Below are 22,594 nucleotides of genomic sequence, written 5' to 3'. Positions count from 1 at the left end.
GATCGGGCCTGATGGCGTGCTGTCCGCGATGGTGGACGGCTGCGTGCCCGCGATCAGGCGCAATGTTGACGAAGTCAAGTCAATGTTGACGGCATTGAGTCGAATCAATGTTGACGGCGTCAATGTTGATTGGAACAAGTTCTGTCAACATGGCCGCAAGGTCGACCTGCCGACGTACGCGTTCGAGCAGCAGCGGTTCTGGCCTGAGGTGTCCACGAAGTCGGACGTCCGATCGGCCGGTCTCGGCGCGGTCGAGCACCCGTTGCTCGGGGCCGCGGTTGAGCTCGCCGGCGGGGAGGGCCTGCTGTTCACGAGCAGGCTGTCGCTGCGCAGCCACCCGTGGCTGCGAGACCACTCACTGCACGGCAAGGTGCTCGTGCCCGGTGCGGCGCTCGTCGAGCTCGCGTTGCGGGCGGCGGACGAGGTGGGCCTCGACCGCGTGGACGAGCTGACCATCGCGGCGCCGCTCGTGCTGCCCCAGTCGGGCGCCGTGCAGCTGCAGCTCCGGGTTGGTGCGGAGGGTGAGCGGCGGGCGATCGCGATTCACAGCCGTCCCGAGGACAGCGACCTGCCGTGGACCGAGCACGCCACCGGGTTCCTGGCGAGCGGCACGACCGGCAGCGACTTCGACGCCGCCGTCTGGCCGCCTGCCGGAGCGGAGGCGGTGCAGGTCGAGGGCGTTTACGAGCGGTTCGCGGAGCTCGGGTTCGACTACGGGCACGTGTTCCAGGGGCTGCGCGCCGCCTGGAAGCTCGGTGACCAGGTGTTCGCCGAGGTCGCGTTGCCTGAGGACGTGACCGGGGCCGGGTTCGGCATCCACCCGGCGCTGCTGGACGCGGCGCTGCACGCGGTGGCGTTCGCCGACCAGCGGACCGAGGGCGCGGTGCCGTTCACGTGGGAAAGCGTTGCGCTGTACGCGAGTGGGGCGACGTCGCTGCGGGTTCGGCTGCGGACCACGAGCGACAGCTCGATGGAGATCGCGATCGCCGACACCACCGGAGCATTGGTGGCGACGGTCGGATCGCTCGTGACGCGAGCAGTGTCGGCGCAGCAGCTCAGCGCGGCGCAGGAGGCGTTGTTCGGGCTGGACTGGGTGCCGATCACGCTCACCGAGGCGGTTCCGGCGGCGCACGTCGTGGAACACGTGGTGTCGGAGGGGTCTCCGGTCGAAGCAGCGCACGAGTTGACGGCCGGCGTGCTCGCGAAGATCCAGGAGTGGATCGCGAGCGAACGGGCCGAGAAGCTCGTTTTCGTCACGCGGCAAGGCGACCTGGGTGCGTCGGCGGTGTGGGGCCTGGTGCGGGCTGCGCAGTCGGAGCACCCCGGCCGGTTCACGCTGGTCGAGACGGACGGCGACCTGCCGGACGCGGTGCTCGCGAGCGCGGAACCGCAGCTGCGGGTGCGGGGCGGCGAGGTGTTCGTGCCGCGCATCACCAGGGTTGCCGCCGGTGAGCGCGTTGTGCTGGAAGGACCTGTGCTGATCACCGGCGGCACCGGTGGGCTCGGTCAGGTCGTCGCGCGGCATCTCGTTGCCGCGCATGGTGTTCGTGACCTGGTGCTGGTCAGCAGGCGCGGCGAGACGCCGGGCTGGGTGGAAGAGCTGGATGCGTCGGTCACGGTCGTGGCGTGTGATGTCGCCGACCGGCACGCGGTCGCGAACCTCTTTGCGCACCAGCGAATCCGGTCCATCGTGCACACCGCGGGCGTCCTGGACGACGGCGTCATCGAGTCGCTCACGCCCGAACGCTTGTCGGCTGTGTTGCGCCCCAAGGTCGACGCCGCGTGGAACCTGCACGAGCTCGCCGGCGACGTGTCGGCGTTCGTCGTCTACTCGTCCGGTGCGGGCATCTTCGGGTCGTCCGGGCAGGGCAACTACGCGGCGGGCAACACGTTCCTCGACGCGTTGATCGAGCACCGGCGTGCCGCCGGGCTGCCGGGTGTGTCGCTGGCTTGGGGTGCCTGGGCCGGTGCGGGCATGCTCGCCGACGCGGACGCCGACCGGTTGGCCAAGTCGGGCATGCCGCCGATCACGCCCGAGGAAGGCGTGGAACTCTTCGACGCCGCCCTGTCTTCCGGTGCGCCGCTGGTGCTGCCGCTGCGGCTCGACCTGCCGGTGTTCCGGGCGCGCGGCGAGGTTCCCGCGGTGCTGCAGGGCTTGGTGAAGGTGCGCGCGCGGCGCACGGCCGCGTCCGGAACGGCGTCGTCGCTGGTGCAGAAGCTGGCCGGGCTCGACGATGCCGGTCGCACGGAAGCGTTGCTGGACCTGGTGCGTGCCGAGGTCGGTGCGGTGCTCGGGCACAGCGGCGGCGAGACGATCGACCCGTCTCGAGCGTTCCAGTCGCTGGGTTTCGACTCGCTGACCGCCGTCGAGCTGCGCAACCGGCTCGGCGAGGTCACCGGACTGCGGCTGCCGGCGACGCTCACGTTCGACTACCCGACGGCCGCGGTGCTGGCCGCCTTCCTGAAGGACGAGCTGTTCGGCGGCGCGGACGCGGTGTCCTCACTGCCCGCGCTGGAGTCCACTTCGGACGATCCGATCGTGATCGTCGGCATGGCCTGCCGCTATCCGGGAGGCGTGTCGTCGCCGGAGGACCTGTGGCGGCTGGTGGCCGACGGCGTCGACGCCATCACCGAGTTCCCGGTCAACCGCGGCTGGGACGTCGACGGCATCTACCACCCCGACCCCGACCACGCGGGCACGACCTACTCGATCTCGGGCGGATTCCTGCACGACGCGGGCGCGTTCGACCCGGCGTTCTTCGGGATGTCGCCGCGGGAGGCGCTGGCCACGGACTCCCAGCAGCGCCTGCTGCTCGAAACCACCTGGGAGGCGCTGGAGCGGTCCGGCATCGACCCGGCCTCGTTGCGCGGCAGCGCGACCGGCGTCTTCACCGGTGTCATGTACAACGACTACGCGTCCATTCTGGACGGTGCCGAGTTCGAGGGGCACCAGGGGCAGGGCAGTGCGGGCAGCATCGCCTCGGGCCGTGTTTCCTACACGTTCGGTTTCGAGGGGCCGGCTGTCACGGTCGACACGGCCTGCTCCTCCTCGCTGGTGGCGCTGCACCTCGCTTCGCAGGCCCTGCGGTCGGGTGAGTGCTCCCTGGCGGTCGCCGGTGGTGTCACGGTCATGTCGACGCCCACCACCTACGTCGAGTTCTCCCGCCAGCGCGGTCTTTCCGCCGACGGGCGGTGCAAGGCGTTCTCCGACGACGCCGACGGCACCGGCTGGGGTGAGGGCGTCGGTCTGCTGGTGCTGGAGCGCCAGTCCGATGCTGTGCGCAACGGCCACACCGTTCTTGCTGTCGTGCGCGGTTCGGCGGTCAACCAGGACGGCGCTTCCAACGGTCTGACCGCGCCGAACGGTCCCTCGCAGCAGCGCGTAATCCGCGCCGCGCTGGCTTCGGCCGGTCTGTCGCCCGCGGACGTCGACGCCGTGGAGGCGCACGGCACCGCCACGAAGCTCGGCGACCCGATCGAGGCCCAGGCACTGCTGGCGGTCTACGGGCAGGACCGCGACGAGCCGCTCTACCTGGGCTCGATCAAGTCGAACATCGGCCACACGCAGGCCGCCGCCGGTGTCGCCGGCGTGATCAAGATGGTGCAGGCGCTGCGCCACGGCGTGTTGCCCCAGACCCTGCACGTCGGCACCCCGACCACCCAGGTCGACTGGGAGTCCGGCGCCGTCGAGGTGCTGACCTCCGCCCGCACGTGGCCGTCGGCCGGCCGCCCGCGCCGGGCCGGCATCTCGTCGTTCGGCGTCTCGGGCACCAACGCCCACGTGATCATCGAATCCGCAAGCGCCACTCCGGATTCTGTGGACAACTCGGCGCCTGTGGACAACTCGGCTGTTGGCGATCTTGCCGGCCGGGAATCGTCGGCCTCCCGTGGGACGATTGGAGTGGGGACCTCGGTCTCCCCCCGCGGCCCCCAGTCGGGATCGATTCCGTTGGTGGTGTCGGCGAAGTCGGCGGGGGCGCTGGCCGGGCAGGTCGAGCGGGTCAAGGCGTTGGTGGACAGCGGTGTGTCCGCCGTGGACGTCGGGTTCTCGTTGGTGACCACTCGCTCGTTGTTCGATCACCGTGCGGTTTTGCTTGACGGTGAAGTTGTTGCCGAAGGTGTTGCGGGCGGGAAGCCGTTGGCGTTCCTGTTCTCCGGGCAAGGATCGCAACGGGTCGGGGCCGGGCGTGAGCTGTATGAGGCGTTCCCCGTGTTCGCGGAGGCGTTGGATGCCGCGCTGGTCAACCTGGATCCGGGCCTGCGGGACGTCATGTGGGGTGACGACCAGGAGCTGCTGAACCAGACCGGGTACGCGCAGCCGGCGATCTTCGCGGTCGAGGTGGCGCTGTACCGGCTGATCGAGTCGTTCGGGGTCAGGCCGGAACAGGTGGCCGGGCACTCCGTCGGCGAGATCGCGGCGGCGCACGTCGCGGGTGTGTTGAGCCTGGAAGACGCGTGTTTGCTGGTGACGGCTCGTGCGGCACTCATGCAGGCGTTGCCCGCCGGTGGGGCGATGGTGTCGGTCATCGCGTCCGAGGACGAGGTGTTGCCGCATCTGACCGATGGCGTGTCGATCGCGGCAGTCAACGGGCCTCGGTCTGTGGTGATCGCCGGTGTTGAAGAAGAAGTGCTCGCTATTGCGGCCAAGTGGAAGAACAAGCGGCTGAAGGTGTCGCATGCGTTCCACTCGCCGTTGATGGAGCCGATGCTCGACGACTTCCGCGAGGCGATCAGCGGGATCACGTTCTCCAAGCCGCTTGTCGGAATGTCAACATCCGGCGACGTCACGTCGGTGGACTACTGGGTGCGGCACGTCCGGGACGCGGTGCGGTTCCACGAGAACGTCACTCGACTGGGTGACGCGACGCTGCTGGAGGTCGGGCCCGACGCTCAGTTGAGCGCGATGGTGGACGGCGCCACGGCGGTGTTGCGGCGGGACCGCGGTGAAGTCGCGTCAATGTTGACTGCACTCGGTCAAGTACATGTTGACGGAATCAATGTTGACTGGATGCAGCTGTACACGGGTGGACGAAAGGTTGATCTGCCCACCTACGCATTCGACCACCAGATGTTCTGGCCGAAGGCGGTGCGCAAGGCCGGTGACGTCGGGGCGCTGGGACTCACGAAGGTGGAGCACCCGCTGCTCGGGGCGGCGGTCGATGTCGCCGGCGCGGACGGATACCTGTTCACCAGCAGGTTGTCCCTGAGCTCGCACCCGTGGCTCGCCGACCACGCGGTGTTCGGGCAGGTGCTGCTGCCGGGCACGGCGTTCCTGGAGCTCGCGGTGCGCGCCGGGGACGAGGCCGGGCTGGACCGCGTCGACGAGCTGACGCTGGCCGCACCGCTCGTGCTGCCCGCGCAGGGCGCGGTCCGGGTTCAGGTCGCGGTCGGAGCCGAGGAGAACGGGCGACGCGCGATCGAGGTGTTCTCGCGGCCCGACGGTGAGGACGTGCCGTGGACGCGGCACGCGACCGGCTTCCTGGCGAGCGGTGCGACCAGCAGCGACTTCGACGCGACGGTGTGGCCGCTGGCGGGTGCCGAGGCGGTCGACGTCGAGGGTGCTTACGAGCGGTTCGCCGAGAACGGCTTCGAGTACGGGCCGGTGTTCCAGGGACTGAGGGCCGTGTGGCGCGCGGACGGCGAGGTGTTCGCCGAGGTCGCGCTGCCCGAGGGCGAGGACGGCGGAGCGTTCGGGCTGCACCCGGCACTGCTCGACGCCGCCTTGCACGCGGGCGGGTTCTTCGACGGAGTCGAGGCCGGGCTGCCGTTCTCGTGGGAAGGCGTGTCGCTGCACGCCGGAGGTGCCGAGGCGGTGCGGGTCCGGTTGCGGCGCAACGGTGACGCGTGGGTGATCGCGGTCGCGGACACGGCGGGTGCGCCGGTGGCCACGATCGGGTCGCTGGTGACGCGGGCGGTGTCGGCGCAGCAGGTCAGCGCCGTGGAACGCGACTCGCTGTTCCGGCTCGACTGGGTACCGGTGACGCTGCCTCAGTCCGGTGCGGCCGCTGTGGTGGTGGAGGAGTTCGTCAGCGACGGCGAGGTCGTTGAGCAGACACACACCCTTGCTGCCCGTGCGCTGGAGTTGGTGCAGCGGTGGATCGCCGACGAGCGTGCGGAACGGCTGGTGTTCGTGACGCGCCAGGACGACCTGGCCGCGAGTGCGGTGCACGGTCTGGTGCGGGCCGCGCAGAACGAGCACCCCGGCCGGTTCACGCTCATCGACACCGATGCCGAGGTGTCCGAGCAGGTTCTCGCGGTTGACGAGCCGCAGCTGCGGGTGCGTGGCGGGCAGGTGTTCGCGGCACGGCTCGCACGGGCCGAGGCGGCGGAGCCGGGTGAGTTCACCGGGCCGGTGCTGATCACCGGCGGCACCGGCGGGCTTGGCCGGATTATCGCCAAGCACCTCGTCGAACGGTACGGCGTCAAGGATCTCGTGCTGGTCAGCCGGACCGGCAAAGCCGACGTGTCCGACTTGGACGCCAAGGTCACCGTGGTCGCGTGCGATGTCAGCGACCGCAAGGCGATGCAGAAGGTGCTGAAGAAGCACAAGGTCCGCGGCGTCGTGCACACCGCCGGTGTGCTGGACGACGGCGTCGTCGAGTCGCTCACACCGGAACGCCTGGCGGCTGTCCTGCGGCCCAAGGTCGACGCGGCCTGGCACCTGCACGAGCTCACCAAGGACCTCGACAACTTCGTCATCTTCTCCAGCGCCGCCGGGACGTTCGGTGCCGCGGGGCAGGCCAACTACGCGGCGGGCAACGCGTTCCTCGACGCGCTTGCCGTGCACCGCAGGGCACTCGGCCTGCCGGCCGTCTCGCTCGCGTGGGGCGCGTGGAACCAGACCGGCATGCTGTCGGAGGCCGACGCCGAGCGCATGGCACGCGGTGGCACGCCGCCGCTGTCGGTGGAGCAGGGCCTCGCGCTGTTCGACGCGGCGATCGCCGGCGACGACGCGGTGCTGCTGCCGTTGCGCCTCGACCTCGCAACGTTGCGCGACCACGGCGAAATCCGGCCGTTGCTGCGCGGCCTGATCCGGACGCGGGCGCGCCGCGCCGCGGCCCAGGCGGACTCCGGACTCGTCCAGCGGTTGGGCGCCATGGCACCGGAAGCACGCCTTGCCGCATTGCTCGACCTGGTCCGGACCGAGGTCGCGGCCGTGCTCGGCCACGACGGTGCTGCGGCCGTGGATCCCGCCAAGGCGTTCCAGGACCTCGGCTTCGACTCGCTGACCGCGGTCGACCTGCGCAACCGCCTGACCAACGTCACCGGACTGCGCCTGCCGAGCACTTTGATCTTCGACTACCCGACGGCCGCTGTGCTGGCCGGATTCCTCAGGGACGAGCTGTTCGGCGCCGCCGACGCCGCGGTTCAGCCGCCCTCGCTGGTGTCCACTTCGGACGACCCGATCGTGATCGTCGGCATGGCCTGCCGCTATCCCGGTGGCGTCACCACGCCGGAACAGCTGTGGGACCTCGTGATCGACGGCCGCGACGCCATCAGCGAGTTCCCGGTCAACCGCGGCTGGGACCTCGACTCGCTCTACCACCCGGACCCCGACCACGTCGGCACCTCGTACACGAAGTCCGGCGGCTTCCTCCACGACGCCGACCTGTTCGACCCGGAGTTCTTCGGCATGTCGCCGCGCGAGGCCGTGTCGACCGACGCCCAGCAGCGGCTCCTGCTGGAGGCGTCGTGGGAGGCGCTGGAACGGGCGGGCATCAACCCCGTCGCGCTGAAGGGCAGCCCGACCGGTGTGTTCGCCGGCGTCATGTACAACGACTACTCGCTGCTGCTCGAAGGCGACTCCGAGGGCTACCAGACGACCGGTGGCTCGCCTTCCGTCGTGTCCGGCCGCGTCTCCTACACGTTCGGCTTCGAGGGGCCCGCGGTCACTCTCGACACGGCGTGCTCGTCGTCGTTGGTCGCGATGCACTGGGCGATGCAGGCCCTCCGCGCCGGTGAATGCTCCTTGGCACTCGCCGGCGGTGTCACCGTGCTGGCCTCGCCGGGTGCGTTCATCGGGTTCTCGCGGCAGCGCGGTCTCTCGCCGGACGGGCGTTGCAAGGCGTTCTCCGACTCGGCCGATGGTGTCGGCTGGTCCGAGGGTGTCGGTGTGGTCGTGCTGGAGCGTCTGTCTGACGCTGTCGCTGCTGGCCACGACGTTCTTGCTGTCGTGCGTGGTTCTGCGGTCAACCAGGACGGTGCGTCCAACGGCCTGACCGCGCCCAACGGTCCGTCGCAGCAGCGGGTGATCCGGCAGGCGCTGGCTTCGGCCGGACTGTCCACTGCGGACGTCGATGTCGTCGAGGCGCACGGCACCGGCACCACGCTGGGCGACCCGATCGAGGCGCAGGCTTTGCTGGCCACCTACGGCCAGGACCGCACCACGCCTCTGCTGCTCGGCTCGATCAAGTCGAACATCGGCCACACGCAGGCCGCCGCCGGTGTCGCCGGCGTGATCAAGATGGTCCAGGCACTGCGCCACGGTGTCGCGCCGCAGACCCTGCACGTCGACGAACCGTCGTCCCACGTGGACTGGGAAGCCGGCTCGATCCGGCTGCTGACCGGCAACGCCGAGTGGCCTGCCGTCTCCCGTGCACGCCGCGCCGCCGTCTCCTCCTTCGGCGTCTCGGGCACGAACGCGCACGTGATCTTGGAGGCGCCGAACGGCCCGGAACTGTCAGACCCCTCTGAGAGGATTGGAGTGGGGACCTCGGTCTCCCCCGGAGGGGCCCCAAACGGGATCGATGCAGCGGGGGCGGTCCAGGTCGGCGGTGTGCCGCTGGTGGTGTCGGCGAAGTCGCAGGCGTCGTTGAACGCTCAGGTCGAGCGGATCGCGGAGCTGGTGGAAAGCGGCGTGCCGGCGGTCGATGTCGGGTTCTCGTTGGCGACCACGCGCGCGTTGTTCGAGCACCGGGCCGTGGTGTGGAACGGCGTTGAGCTGGCCCGTGGTGTGGTGCGGAACCGGCCGCTTGCCGTGGTGTTCTCCGGGCAGGGATCGCAGCGGCTCGGCATGGCCCGGGAGCTCTACGAGGCGTTCCCCGTGTTCGCGGAGGCGTTGGACGCTGCGCTCGTCAACCTGGATCCGGGCCTGCGGGACGTCATGTGGGGCGAGGACCAGGACGCGCTGAACCAGACAGGGTTCGCGCAGCCGGCGATCTTCGCGGTCGAGGTGGCGCTGTACCGGCTGCTGGAGTGGTTCGGGGTCAAGCCCGCTCAGCTTGCCGGTCACTCGATCGGTGAAATCGCGGCGGCGCACGTTGCCGGGGTGTTGAGTCTTGAGGACGCGTGCCTTCTCGTCACGGCGCGGTCGGCGCTCATGCAGGCGTTGCCCGCCGGTGGGGCGATGGTGTCGGTCATTGCCTCCGAAGAAGAGGTGTTGCCGCATCTGACGGCGAACGTGTCGATCGCCGCTGTCAACGGGCCGCGCTCGGTGGTCATCGCCGGTGCCGAGGACGAGGTGCTGGCCGTTGCACAGCGGTGGAAGAACAAGCGGCTGAAGGTGTCGCACGCGTTCCACTCGCCGTTGATGGAGCCGATGCTGGACGACTTCCGCGAAGCGATCGCGGAGCTTCGCTTCACCGCGCCCAGCATCCCGATCAGTGCGTCCGGCGATGTCACCACGGCCGAGTACTGGGTGCGGCATGTGCGGGACGCGGTGCGGTTCCACGACAACGTCACCGCGCTGGGTGATGTGACGGTGGTCGAGGTGGGGCCGGATGCGCAGTTGACGGCGATGGTTGACAGGTTGATTCCGACGTTGACGCGCGTCAAGTCTGATGTTGAGTCAATGTTGACTGCACTCAGTCAAGTACATGTCGACGGAATCAATGTTGACTGGATGCGGTTCTACGAGGGCGGCAAGCGGATCGAGCTGCCCACCTACCCGTTCAACCGGCAGCGGTACTGGCCGGCGAGTGCCGGGCGGCCGTCGGACGCGTCCGGGCTGGGCCTGGTCGGCGTGGCGCACCCGCTGCTCGGGGCCGCGGTGGAGCTGGCCGAGGGCGAAGGCGTCGTGTTCACCAGCAGGCTGTCGCTGAGCACGCACCCGTGGCTCGCGGACCACGTGATCATGGAACGCACGCTGGTGCCGGCCGCCGTGCTGATCGAGCTCGCGCTGCGGGCCGCGGACGAGGTCGGGCTCGACCGGGTCGACGATCTCACGCTCGCCGCACCGCTCGTGCTGCCCGAGCGCGGTGCCGTGCAGGTGCAGCTGAAGGTCGGCGCGGACACCGGCGGCCGCCGGCAGTACGCGATCCACTCGCGGCCCGAGGACGCGCCGGACGCGCCGTGGACGCAGCACGCGACCGGTTTCCTCGCCAGCGGCACCACGAGCAGCCACTTCGAGACCGCGGTGTGGCCGCCTGCCGGGGCCGTGGCGATGGACCACGAGGAGTGCTACGAGCGGTTCGCGACCGTGGGCTTCGCTTACGGGCACGCGTTCCGGAACCTCAAGGCCGCGTGGCGGGTGGGCGACGAGATCTACGCCGAGCTCGCACTGCCCGACGACGTCGACGGCACGCGGTACGGGCTGCACCCGGCGTTGCTCGACTCGGCGCTGCACGCGGCGCTGCTGGACGAGACGCTCGACGCGGGCCTGCCGTTCTCGTGGGAAGGCGTGTCCCTGCACGCCACCGGAGCCGGCGAGCTGCGCGTCAAACTCACCCGCGACGAGGGCGGCATGCGCAGGACGATCGCGCTGGCCGACGTCACCGGCGCGCCGGTCGCCACGGTCGAGGCCGTGGTCGTGCGCGCGGTCAACGCCGACCAGCTCGGCCAGGCCGCACAGAGCGAGCTGTTCGGGCTCGAGTGGGTGCCGGTCACCCAGGACGACGTCGCGGCGCCCGAGTCGGTCGCCGTGATCGGGCCGGACGTCCTCGGCCTCGGGTTCCCGGTGGCCGACCGCATCGCGGACACCGACGCCGGACTCGTGCTCGTGCCCATCACCGGCACCGAGGACGTGCTCGGCAGCACGCACGCCAACACCGGCCGCGCGCTGGGACTCGTGCAGGAGTGGATCAGCAGCGGCAGGAACGGCAGGCTCACGTTCGTCACGCGCGGCGCGACCACCGGCGAGGACCTGGGTGCCGCGGCGGTGTGGGGGCTGGTGCGGTCGGCGCAGTCGGAGCACCCCGGGCGGTTCGGACTGATCGACCTGTGCGGCACCACCCTCTCCACCGCGATGGTCTCGGTGGCGTTCGGGGTCGACGAACCGCAGCTGGTCGTCCGTGACGGTCAGGTGCTGGCCGGACGACTCGCCCGCGTCACAGGCGAGCAGGAGGTCCGGTGGGAGGGCAAGGTTCTCGTCACCGGCGGCACCGGCGGGCTGGGCGCGGTCGTCGCGAAGCACCTCGTGGAGGCGCACGGTGTCCGGGAGCTGCTGCTCGTCAGCCGCCGCGGTCAAGCCGACACGACCGAGCTGGAAGCGTTGGGAGCACAGGTCACCGTCGCCGCGTGTGACGTGACCGACCGGGACGCCGTCGCGGAACTCCTTGCCCGGCACGAGATCCGCGGTGTCGTGCACGCGGCCGGTGTGCTGGATGACGGCGTGATCGAGTCCATGACGCCCGAGCGCGTCGCGAACGTCGTGAAGCCCAAGGCGGACGCGGCGTGGCACCTGCACGAGCTCACGAGTGACCTGACGGCGTTCGTCGTCTTCTCCTCGGCGGCCGGGGTGTTCGGCAACGCCGGTCAGGCGAACTACGCGGCGGGCAACGCGTTCCTCGACGCCCTCGCCGCGCACCGCAAGGCGAACGGCCTGCCCGCCACGTCGCTGGCGTGGGGTGTGTGGTCCGAGGTCAGCGGCATGACCGGCGAGCTGACCGAGGCCGAGGCCGCGCGCATGACCGCAGCCGGCATGCCGCCGATCACGCTGCGGCAGGGCCTGGAGCTGTTCGACGCGGCCGTGGCGAGCGGGGCGGCGCTGACCGTTCCGGTGCGGCTCGACCTCGCGACGCTGCGGGCACGTGGTGCGGTGGCACCGTTGCTGCAGGGGCTGATCCGGGTCAGGGCGCGACGCGCGGCGGCTGGATCGGCGACGGCGGCCGGGCTCGTGCAGAAGCTCGGCGCGATGGCCGTCGCAGACCGGCGTGCGGCGCTGGTGGACCTGGTGCGCACGCAGGTCTCGTCGGTGCTCGGACACTCGTCGATCGACGCGGTGGACGCGACGCGGGCGTTCCAGGACCTCGGGTTCGATTCGCTCACCGCCGTCGAGCTGCGCAACCAGCTGACCGAGGTGACCGGGCTGCGGCTGCCGGCCACACTGGTCTTCGACTACCCGACCGCGCTCGCGCTGGCCGACCACCTGCACACCGAGCTGTTCGGGGCCGCGGACGCACTCGACGCGCTGCCCGTGCTGCAGTCCACTTCGGACGACCCGATCGTGATCGTCGGCATGGCCTGCCGGTTCCCCGGCGGCGTCACATCGCCGGAGTCGTTGTGGGACCTGGTGGTCTCGGGCACGGACGCGATCACGCCGTTCCCGACCAACCGCGGCTGGGACCTCGACACCCTGTTCCACCCGGACCCCGACCACCTGGGCACGTCCTACGCCCGCGCCGGTGGCTTCCTGCACGACGCGGACCAGTTCGACCCGGCGTTCTTCGGCATGTCACCGCGGGAGGCGCTCGGCACGGACGGCCAGCAGCGCATCCTGCTGGAGACCACCTGGGAAGCACTGGAGCGGGCGGGCATCGACCCGACCTCGCTGCGCGGCTCGCGGACCGGTGTGTTCGCCGGCGTCATGTACAACGACTACGCGCAGATCGTCGAAGCCGACTCCGAGGGACACCAGGGCGCCGGAACGTCACCCAGCGTTGTCTCGGGCCGCGTTTCCTACACCTTCGGGTTCGAAGGGCCGTCGGTGTCGATCGACACCGCGTGCTCGTCGTCGCTGGTCGCGATGCACCTCGCGGCCCAGTCGCTGCGGGCGGGTGAGTGCTCGCTGGCGCTGGCCGGTGGTGTGACCGTGATGTCGACGCCGGGCGCGTTCGTCGGGTTCTCGCGGCAGCGCGGGTTGTCGGAGGACGGGCGCTGCAAGGCGTTCTCGGACTCCGCGGACGGCGTCGGCTGGTCCGAAGGCGTCGGTCTGCTGGTGCTGGAACGGCTTTCGGACGCTCGCCGCAACGATCACACCGTGCTCGCCGTCCTGCGCGGCTCGGCGATCAACCAGGACGGCGCGTCGAACGGGCTGACCGCGCCCAACGGGCCATCGCAGCAACGGGTGATCCGGCAAGCGCTTGCGTCGGCTGGTCTGTCCACTTCGGACGTCGACGCGGTCGAGGCGCACGGCACCGGCACGACGCTGGGTGACCCGATCGAGGCGCAGGCGCTGCTCGCGACCTACGGGCAGGACCGAGAAGTGCCGCTGCTGCTCGGCGGCATCAAGTCGAACATCGGCCACACGCAGGCCGCCGCCGGTGTCGCCGGTGTGATCAAGATGGTGCACGCGATGCGGCACGGCATCGTGCCGCCGACCCTGCACATCACCGAGCCGTCCACTCACGTCGACTGGAGCGAGGGCGCGGTCGAGCTGGTCACCGAACCCACGCCGTGGCCGGAGGTGTCGCGGCCGCGCCGGGCGGGCGTCTCGTCGTTCGGGTTCTCGGGCACGAACGCGCACGTGATCTTGGAGGCGCCGTCGGGGATCCCCCCGATTTCCAGCGTACTCGCAGAAAACGCTGGTCAGGGCACTGCTGCGGAATCTGTGGACAACCCGGCGCCTGTGGACAACTCGGCCGTTGCCGATCTTGCAAGCCCGGAATTGTCGGCCTCTCGTGCGACGATTGGAGTGGGGACCTCGGTCTCCCCTCGGGGCCCCCAGTCGGGATCGATTCCGTTCGTGGTGTCGGCCAAGACCGAGGAGGCGCTGGCCGGGCAGGTCGAGAGGATCAAGGCGGCGGAAGGGGCGGCGGAGGACGTCGCTCACTCGTTGCTGACCACGCGGGCGCGGTTCGACCACCGGGCCGTGGTGCTCGGGGACGACGTGCTGGCGCAGGGGACCGCGCGGTCGCAGCGGTCGCTCGCGGTGCTGTTCTCCGGGCAGGGGGCGCAGCGGGTCGGCATGGGGCGTGAGCTGTACGAGGCGTTCCCGGTGTTCGCCGAGGCGCTGGACGCGGTGCTGATGTACCTGGACCCGGCGGTCCGGGACGTCATGTGGGGCGATGACCAGGAGGCGTTGAACCAGACCGGGTACGCGCAGCCCGCGCTGTTCGCGGTCGAGACGGCCCTGTACCGGTTGGTCGAGTCGTGGGGGGTCGAGCCGGAACAGGTCGCCGGGCACTCGATCGGTGAGATCGCGGCCGCGCACGTCGCCGGGGTGCTGAGCCTGGAGGACGCGTGCCTGCTCGTCACGGCCCGGTCGGCGCTCATGCAGGCGCTGCCCGAGGGCGGCGCGATGGTGTCGGTGATCGCCGCCGAGGACGAGGTGGTGCCGCACCTCACCGAGCGCGTGTCGATCGCGGCGGTGAACGGGCCTCGGTCGGTCGTCATCGCCGGTGACGAGGACGAGGTGCTGCGGATCGCCGAGCGGTGGAAGAACAAGCGGCTCAAGGTCAGCCACGCGTTCCACTCGCCGTTGATGGAGCCGATGCTCGACGACTTCCGCGAGTCGCTGGCGGAGGTCACGTTCAACCCGCCGAGCATTCCCGTGGTCGCCAGCGGGGACGTCACGACGGTCGACCACTGGGTGAACCACGTCCGGGACGCGGTGCGGTTCAACGAGAACGTGCAGAAGCTGCGGGACGGGGGCGCCACCACGTTCCTGGAGATCGGGCCGGACGGCGTGCTCTCCGCGCTCGTCGAAGACGCGATTCCGGTGCTGCGCAAGGACAAGGGGGAGCGGGTCGCGGCGCTGACCGCGCTGGCTCGCCTGCACGTCGACGGTGTCGAGGTCGACTGGAGCGGGTTCTGCGCCGGCGGCAGGAAGATCGACCTGCCCACCTACGCGTTCCACCACCAGCGGTACTGGCCCGCGGTGCGGATCGGCGGGGACGACGCGTCCGGCATGGGCATGGTCGCGGTCGGGCACCCGTTGCTCGTCGCGTCGGCCGAGCTCGCCGACGGGGAAGGGTTCCTGTTCACCAGCAGGCTGGCGCTGCGCACGCACCCGTGGCTGCGCAACCACACGATCATGGGACGCGTGATGGTGCCGGGCGCGGCCCTCGTCGAGCTCGCGCTGCGGGCCGGGGACGAGGTCGGGCTGGACCGGCTGGAAGAACTCACCTTGTCGGCGCCGGTGGTGCTGCCCGAGCACGGCGGGCTGGCGTTGCAGATGAAGGTGTCCGCCGGGGACGACCGCCGCACGTTCACGATCCACGCGCGGCCCGACGAGGCCGGCGACGCGCAGTGGACGCAGGTCGTCAGCGGCGTGCTGGCCAAGGGCGAGCAGCGGGTCGAGTTCGCCGCGTCGGTGTGGCCGCCGAAGGCCGAACCGGTGGACGTCGAGGGCTGCTACGAGAAGTTCGCCGAGGCCGGGTTCGCCTACGACGGCATGTTCCGCGGGCTGCGGGCCGCCTGGCGCGACGGCGACGCGACCTACGCCGAGGTCGCGCTGCCGGACGACGTGAGCGTCAAGCAGTTCGGGCTGCACCCGGCGCTGCTCGACGCCGCGCTGCACGCCTCGCTGCTCGACGAGAGCGGATCGGCGGGGTTGCCGTTCGCGTGGGAGAACGTGTCCCTGCACGCGACCGGGGCGACGGCGTTGCGGGTCAGGATGACGCGCGACGACAACGGGCTGCGGATCGCGCTCGCCGACCCCGCCGGCAACCCGGTGGCCTCGGTCGAGTCGCTGGTGATGCGGGCCGTCGCGGCCGAGCAGCCGGCCGAGCTGGACGCGTTGTTCGCGGTGCGGTGGACGCCGGTCGCGGTGCCGCCGGCCGAGGCGGGCAAGACGGTCAGCGTGCTCGGGCCGGACGTGCTGGGGCTCTCCGTCGGGCGGGTCGAGGGCCTGCTGTCGCTGACCGACACGGATGTCGTGCTCGTGCCGGTCGCGGGGGAGCAGAACGCCGAGTCGGTCCGGGCGGTCACGCACCGGGCGCTGGAGCTGGTGCAGGAGTGGATCCGCGAGGACCGCGACGGGCGGCTCGTGTTCGTCACGCGCGGCGCGGTCGAAGGCGACGACCTGGCCGGCGCCGCGGTGTGGGGTCTGCTGCGGACCGCGCAGACCGAGCACCCCGACCGGTTCGGTCTGATCGACCTGGACGCCGAGGAGTCGTCGCTCGCGACGCTGCTCGGGGTGCTCGACCTCGACGAACCGCAGCTGGTCATCCGCGACGGCGAGGCACGGGCGGCACGCCTGGGCAGGGTCGCGGCCGGTGACGAGGAAACCGCGTGGGAAAGCCCGGTGCTCATCACCGGCGGCACCGGCGGCCTCGGCAGGATCGTGGCGCGGCACCTGGTCGAGAACCACGGCGTGACCGAGCTGGTGCTGGTCAGCCGCAGCGGCCAGGGCGACGTCAGCGAGCTGGAAGCGCTGGGAGCAAAGGTTTCCGTCGTCGCCTGCGATGCCGCCGACCGGGCCGCGCTGTGGGAGTTGCTGAAGCAGCACAAGGTGCGCGGCGTCGTGCACGCGGCCGGTGTGCTGGACGACGGCGTGATCGAGTCGCTCACGCCGGAGCGGGTCGACGGTGTGTTGCGCGCCAAGGTCGATGCGGCCATGAACCTGCACGACCTCGCGACCGAAGCCACCCGGTTCGTGGTGTTCTCGTCGGCAGCCGGGGTGTTCGGCAACGCCGGACAGGGCAACTACGCCGCCGGCAACGCGTTCCTCGACGCGCTGGCCGCGCACCGGCAGCTCAACGGGCTGCCCGGCGTGTCACTCGCATGGGGTGCCTGGGACACCGGCATGCTGTCGGCCGAGGACGCGGAACGCATGCGGCGCTCGGGCATGCCTGCCATCTCCGCCGAACTGGGACTGCGGTTGTTCGACGCGGCGGTCGCCGGGACCGAGGCAGCCGTGGTTCCGGTGCGCCTCGACCTCACCGCGCTCAAGCAGCAGGGTGACGTCAAACCGCTGCTGCGCGGGCTGATCCGGGTCAAGGCGCGCCGGAAGGTCGCCGGTTCCGAGACGGCGTCCGGACTGGTTCAGCGACTGTCCGTCATGGACGAAGCGGGTCGCCTGGACGCGCTGGTGGACCTGGTGCGCGGCGAGGTCGCGGCCGTGCTCGGCTACGACACGATCGCGGCGGTCGACCCGGCGCGGGCGTTCCAGGAGCTCGGGTTCGACTCGCTGACGGCGGTCGAGCTGCGCAACCGGCTGACCGCGGTCACCGGGCTCAAGCTGCCGGCGACCGCGGTGTTCGACTACCCGTCGTCCGCGCAACTGGCCGCGTACTTGAAGGACGAGCTGCTCGGCACGGTGTCCGAGGTGTCCGACCTGCCCGCGCTGATGTCCACTTCAGACGATCCGATTGTGATCGTGGGCATGGCTTGCCGTTACCCCGGCGGGGTTTCCTCGCCGGAGGACCTGTGGGAGCTCGTGGTGAACGGTGTGGACGCGATCACGCCGTTCCCGGCCAACCGCGGCTGGGACCTCGACACGCTGTTCCACCCGGACCCCGACCACCCCGGCACCTCGTACGTGCGTGCCGGTGGGTTCCTGCACGACGCCGACCTGTTCGACCCGGAGTTCTTCGGGATGTCGCCGCGTGAAGCCGTCGCGACGGACTCGCAGCAGCGGCTCATGCTGGAAACCGCGTGGGAGGCGCTGGAACGGGCGGGCATCGCGCCGGCCTCGTTGCGGGGCAGCTCGACCGGTGTGTTCGCCGGTGTCATGTACAACGACTACACGCAGCTCATCGGCGGTGCGGACACCGAGGGCTTCGGCTCGACCGGTGCGTCGCCCTCGGTGATCTCCGGCCGGGTGTCCTACGCGCTCGGGCTTGAAGGGCCGTCGGTGTCGATCGACACGGCCTGTTCGTCGTCGTTGGTGGCGCTGCACTGGGCCATGCAGGCTCTCCGGGCCGGTGAGTGCTCACTGGCGTTGGCCGGTGGTGTGACGGTGATGTCGACGCCGGGCTCGTTCGTCGGGTTCTCGCGGCAGAGGGGTCTGTCGGAAGACGGACGCTGCAAGGCGTTCTCAGACTCCGCTGATGGTGTCGGTTGGTCTGAGGGCGTCGGTCTGCTCGTGTTGGAGCGTCAGTCCGATGCTGTGCGGAACGGGCACACGATCCTCGCGATCGTGCGGGGGTCGGCGATCAACCAGGACGGTGCTTCCAACGGACTGACGGCGCCGAACGGACCATCGCAGCAGCGGGTGATCCGTCAGGCGTTGGCATCTGCCGGCTTGCGTCCTTCTGATGTGGATGCCGTTGAGGCGCATGGCACCGGCACTTCTTTGGGCGACCCCATCGAGGCGCAGGCGCTGATGGCCACCTACGGGCAGGAGCGGGACGTGCCGCTGCTGTTGGGTGGCATCAAGTCGAACATCGGGCACACGCAGGCTGCTGCCGGTGTCGCGGGCATCATCAAGATGGTGCAGGCGATGCGGCACGGCGTGCTGCCGCGGACGCTGCACGCTTCCACGCCTTCGACGCACGTCGACTGGAGCGAGGGCGCGGTCGAGCTGCTGCAGGAGAACACGCCCTGGCCCGCGGTCGGACGGGCGCGGCGGGCGGCGGTGTCGTCGTTCGGGATCAGCGGCACGAACGCGCACGTGATCCTCGAATCCGCAAGTGCCACCTCGGATTCTGTGGACAACCCGGTGACTGTGGACAACTCGGCGGTTGTCGATCTTGCAAGCCCGGAATTGTCGGCCTCTCGTGCGACGATTGGAGTGGGGACCTCGGTCTCCCCCTGGGGCCCCCAGGCGGGATCGATCCAGGGCGCGAGCGTGCCGTGGGTGGTGTCGGCCAGGTCCGAGGCGGCGCTGGACGGGCAGATCGAGCGGATCAGGCAGGTCAGCGGGTCGGCCAAGGACGTCGCGTACTCGCTGCTGACCAGCAGGACGTTGTTCGACCACCGGGCGGTCGTGCTGGACGGCGAGGTGGTGGCGCGTGGATCGGCCAAGCGCAGGCCCGTGGCCTTGCTGTTCAGCGGGCAGGGGGCGCAGCGGATCGGCATGGGACGCGAGCTGTACGAGGCGTTCGGAGTCTTCGCCGAGGCGCTCGACACCGTCCTGCAGCACCTCGACCCGGCGCTCAGGGAGGTCATGTGGGGTGACGACCAGGAGGCGCTGAACCAGACCGGGTACGCGCAGCCCGCGCTCTTCGCGGTCGAGGTCGCGCTGTACCGGCTGGTCGAGTCGTTCGGGGTGAAGCCGGACCACGTCGCCGGGCACTCGATCGGCGAGGTGGCGGCGGCGCACGTCGCCGGCGTTCTCACGCTCGAGGACGCCTGCCAGCTGATCACGGCACGGGCGGCGCTCATGCAGATGCTGCCCGCCGGGGGCGCCATGGTGTCGGTCATCGCCTCGGAGGAGGAGGTGACGCCATACCTGACGGGCAACGTGTCGATCGCGGCCATCAACGGGCCGCGGACCGTGGTGCTGGCCGGCGAGGAGGACGAGGTCCTCAAGATCGCCAAGCAGTGGAAGTACAAGCAGCTCAAGGTCAGCCACGCGTTCCACTCGCCGTTGATGGAACCGATGCTGCCGGACTTCCGCGAGGCGATCGCCGAGATCACCTTCAGCGAACCGCGGATCGCGTTCCGGGCCAGTGGTGACGTCACCACGGCCGACTACTGGGTCAAACACGTCCGCGACGCGGTGCGGTTCCACGACAACGTCACCGCACTGCAGGACTGCACGTTCATCGAGATCGGGCCCGACGCGGCCCTCACGCCGCTGGTGGACGGGGCGATCCCGACGGCCAGGCGGGACACGGACGAGGTCAGGCAGGTCCTGACCGCGCTCGGACAGGCGCACACCGAGGGCGTCGCGGTCGACTGGAGCCCGCTCCTGCACGGCGCCAAGAAGATCGACCTGCCCACCTACGCGTTCCGCAGGCAGTCGTACTGGCCCAAGGTCGTCGAGGGCGCGAGCGACGTGAAGGCGGCGGGGCTCAGCGGCGTCGGCCACCCGCTGCTCGGGGCGGCCGTCCAGCTCGCCGGGCAGGACGGGCACCTGTTCACCAGCCGGATCGCGCTCAGGACGCACGCCTGGCTCGCCGACCACGTGATCATGGGACGGGCGCTGGTGCCCGGCGCGGCACTCGTCGAGGCCGCGCTCAAGGCCGCCGAGGAGCTCGGGCTCGACACGCTCGAAGAGCTGACCATCGCGGCACCGCTGATGCTGCCCGACCAGGGTGGCGTGCAGCTGCAGGTCGCGGTCGGCGCCGAGCAGGACGGCAAGCGCGCCGTCACCGTCTACAGCAGGCCCGAGGACACCGACCTGCCGTGGACCGAGAACGCGAGCGGAACCCTGAGCAGCAGCGACAACCAGGGCGAACGGCTCGACACCTGGCCTCCTGCGGCAGAACCGATCGCGCTCGACGGCATCTACGACAAGTTCGCCGAGATCGGCTTCGCGTACGGGGACACGTTCCAGGGCCTCAGGAACGCGTGGCGGCACGAAGGCGCCGTCTACGCCGAGGTCGCGCTGCCCGACGGTGTCGAACCCGGAACGTTCGGCCTGCACCCGGCCCTGCTCGACGCCACCCTGCACACCGCGCTGCTCGCCGAGGGCGACGGCGGGCCGGGACTGCCGTTCAGCTGGGAGGGCGTGAAGATCCACGCCACCGGAGCGGCCGCGGTCAGGGTCAGGATGAGCAGGGACGGCAGCGGCGCGATGCACATCGTCGTCGCCGACCCGCAGGGAAACCCGGTCGCCGAGGTCGAGTCGCTGGTCGTCCGCGCGGTCAACGCCGGACAGCTCAACGAGAACACCACGCGCGACGCCCTGTTCACGCTCGACTGGACGCCCATCACCGCCACCGACCCGATCACCGCCACGGTCGCGATCGCGGGCGAGGACCACTTCGGCCTGGCCGACCACTTCGTCGCCGGACGCGTCTACGACACCATCGAGACCGCCGACGCCGAGGTCGTCCTCACCCAGGTGACCGCCTACTCCGACGACGTCGTGGACTCCACGCACGCCGCCGTGTCGGACGCCCTGATCAACGTCCAGGAGTGGATCACCGGTCACCGCGGCGGAAGGCTCTGGTTCGTCACCCGCAACGCCATCGCCACCGACGAGAACGAGGCACCGGACCCCGTGTCCGCCGCCGTCTGGGGCCTGGTGCGGGTCGCCCAGTCCGAGCACCCCGGCAGCTTCGGGTTGCTCGACCTCGACGACCAGCGCTCCAGCCTCGCCGTCCTGCGTCAGGCGGTGAACGCCGGCGAACCCCAGATCGTGCTCAGGGACGGCGAGATCCTCGCCGGCCGCCTCGCCAGGGCCGAACGCGGCGACCACACCGTCGAGTACGGCAAGGTGCTCATCACCGGCGGCACGGGCGGTCTCGGCCGGATCATCGCGAAACACCTCGTCGAGAACCACGGCGTTCAGGACCTGGTGCTCGCCAGCCGCGGCGGCCAGGCCGACGTCAGCGACCTGCGGGCGAACGTCACCGTGGCGGCGTGCGACGTCAGCGACCGCGACGAGCTCGCCGCACTGCTCGACGCCCACAACCCGGCGACGATCATCCACGCGGCCGGCGTGCTGGACGACGCCACGATCGAGTCGCTCACGCTGGACCGGATCGACCCGGTCCTCCAGCCGAAGGCCGACGCAGCCTGGTACCTGCACGAACTGGCACCGCAGGCACACCTGATCCTGTTCGGCAGCGTCGCCGGCACGTTCGGCAACGCGGGCCAGGCCAGTTACGCGGCGGGCAACGCGTTCCTCGACGCGCTCGCCGCACTCCGCGGGGCCCGCGGCCAGAAGGCCACCACCATGGCCTGGGGCGCCTGGGACACCGGCATGCTCACCGCCCAGGACGCGGAACGCATGGCCCGCACCGGCATGCCGGCGATCACCGCGGAGCTCGGCACCACCCTCTTCGACGAGGCGCTGCGGACCGGCACGGCCCAGACGATCCCGGTCAAGCTGGACTTCGCGGTCCTGCGCAACCAAGAGGTCGCACCGCTGCTGCGCGGCCTGGTCCGCACCAGGTCGAAGAAAGCCGTGGCAGGACAGGAAACCGCGGACTCGCTCGTGCAGCGCCTGACCGGACTCACCGACCGGGGACGCACGGACGCGTTGCTGGAACTCGTCCGCGGCCAGGTCGCCGAGGTGCTCGGCCACGCGGAAAGCGAGGCCATCGAGGAGGACCGCCAGTTCTCCGACCTCGGTTTCGACTCGCTCACCGCGGTCGAGCTGCGCAACCGCCTCGGCGGCGCGACCGGGCTGCGGCTGCCGGCCACGCTGGTGTTCGACTACCCGACCCCGGCGGACCTGGTGGCACATCTCAAGTCCGAGCTGCTGGCCGGCGCACCCGAGGCCGGCCTGCCGAGCGTGCTCGCCGACCTCGACGCGTTCGAGAAGGCACTCGCCGCGGCCGAGGTCGACGAGGCGCTGCACCAGCAGATCGCGGGCAGGCTCGACGTGCTGCGCGCCAAGTGGGCCAAGAACACCGGCCAGGCCAGCACCGTGAAGGACTTCGAGTCCGCCTCGGACGACGAGATCTTCGCGATGCTCGACGAAGAACTCGGTCTGTAG

The 22,594-nt window shown here is 70.6% G+C and carries 1 protein-coding gene (only partly in view); it reads left to right on the top strand.

Going from position 1 to position 22,594, the window contains the following annotated elements; all coding sequences use genetic code 11:
• Nucleotides 1-22,594, top strand: partial view of an SDR family NAD(P)-dependent oxidoreductase gene (locus ABZV40_RS26890; protein WP_355447074.1) — the 3' portion only. 7,403 nt of this gene lie to the left of the window's left edge; the window shows 22,594 of its 29,997 coding nt (coding positions 7,404-29,997); the start codon falls outside the window, past its left edge; it ends in the stop codon at nt 22,592-22,594.

Origin of the sequence: Lentzea sp. NPDC004782, assembly GCF_040609115.1 — a bacterium.
Taxonomy (GTDB): domain Bacteria; phylum Actinomycetota; class Actinomycetes; order Mycobacteriales; family Pseudonocardiaceae; genus Lentzea.
The sequence above is the reverse complement of the archived record's forward strand: the minus strand, read 5'-3'. Positions and strand labels throughout refer to the sequence as shown.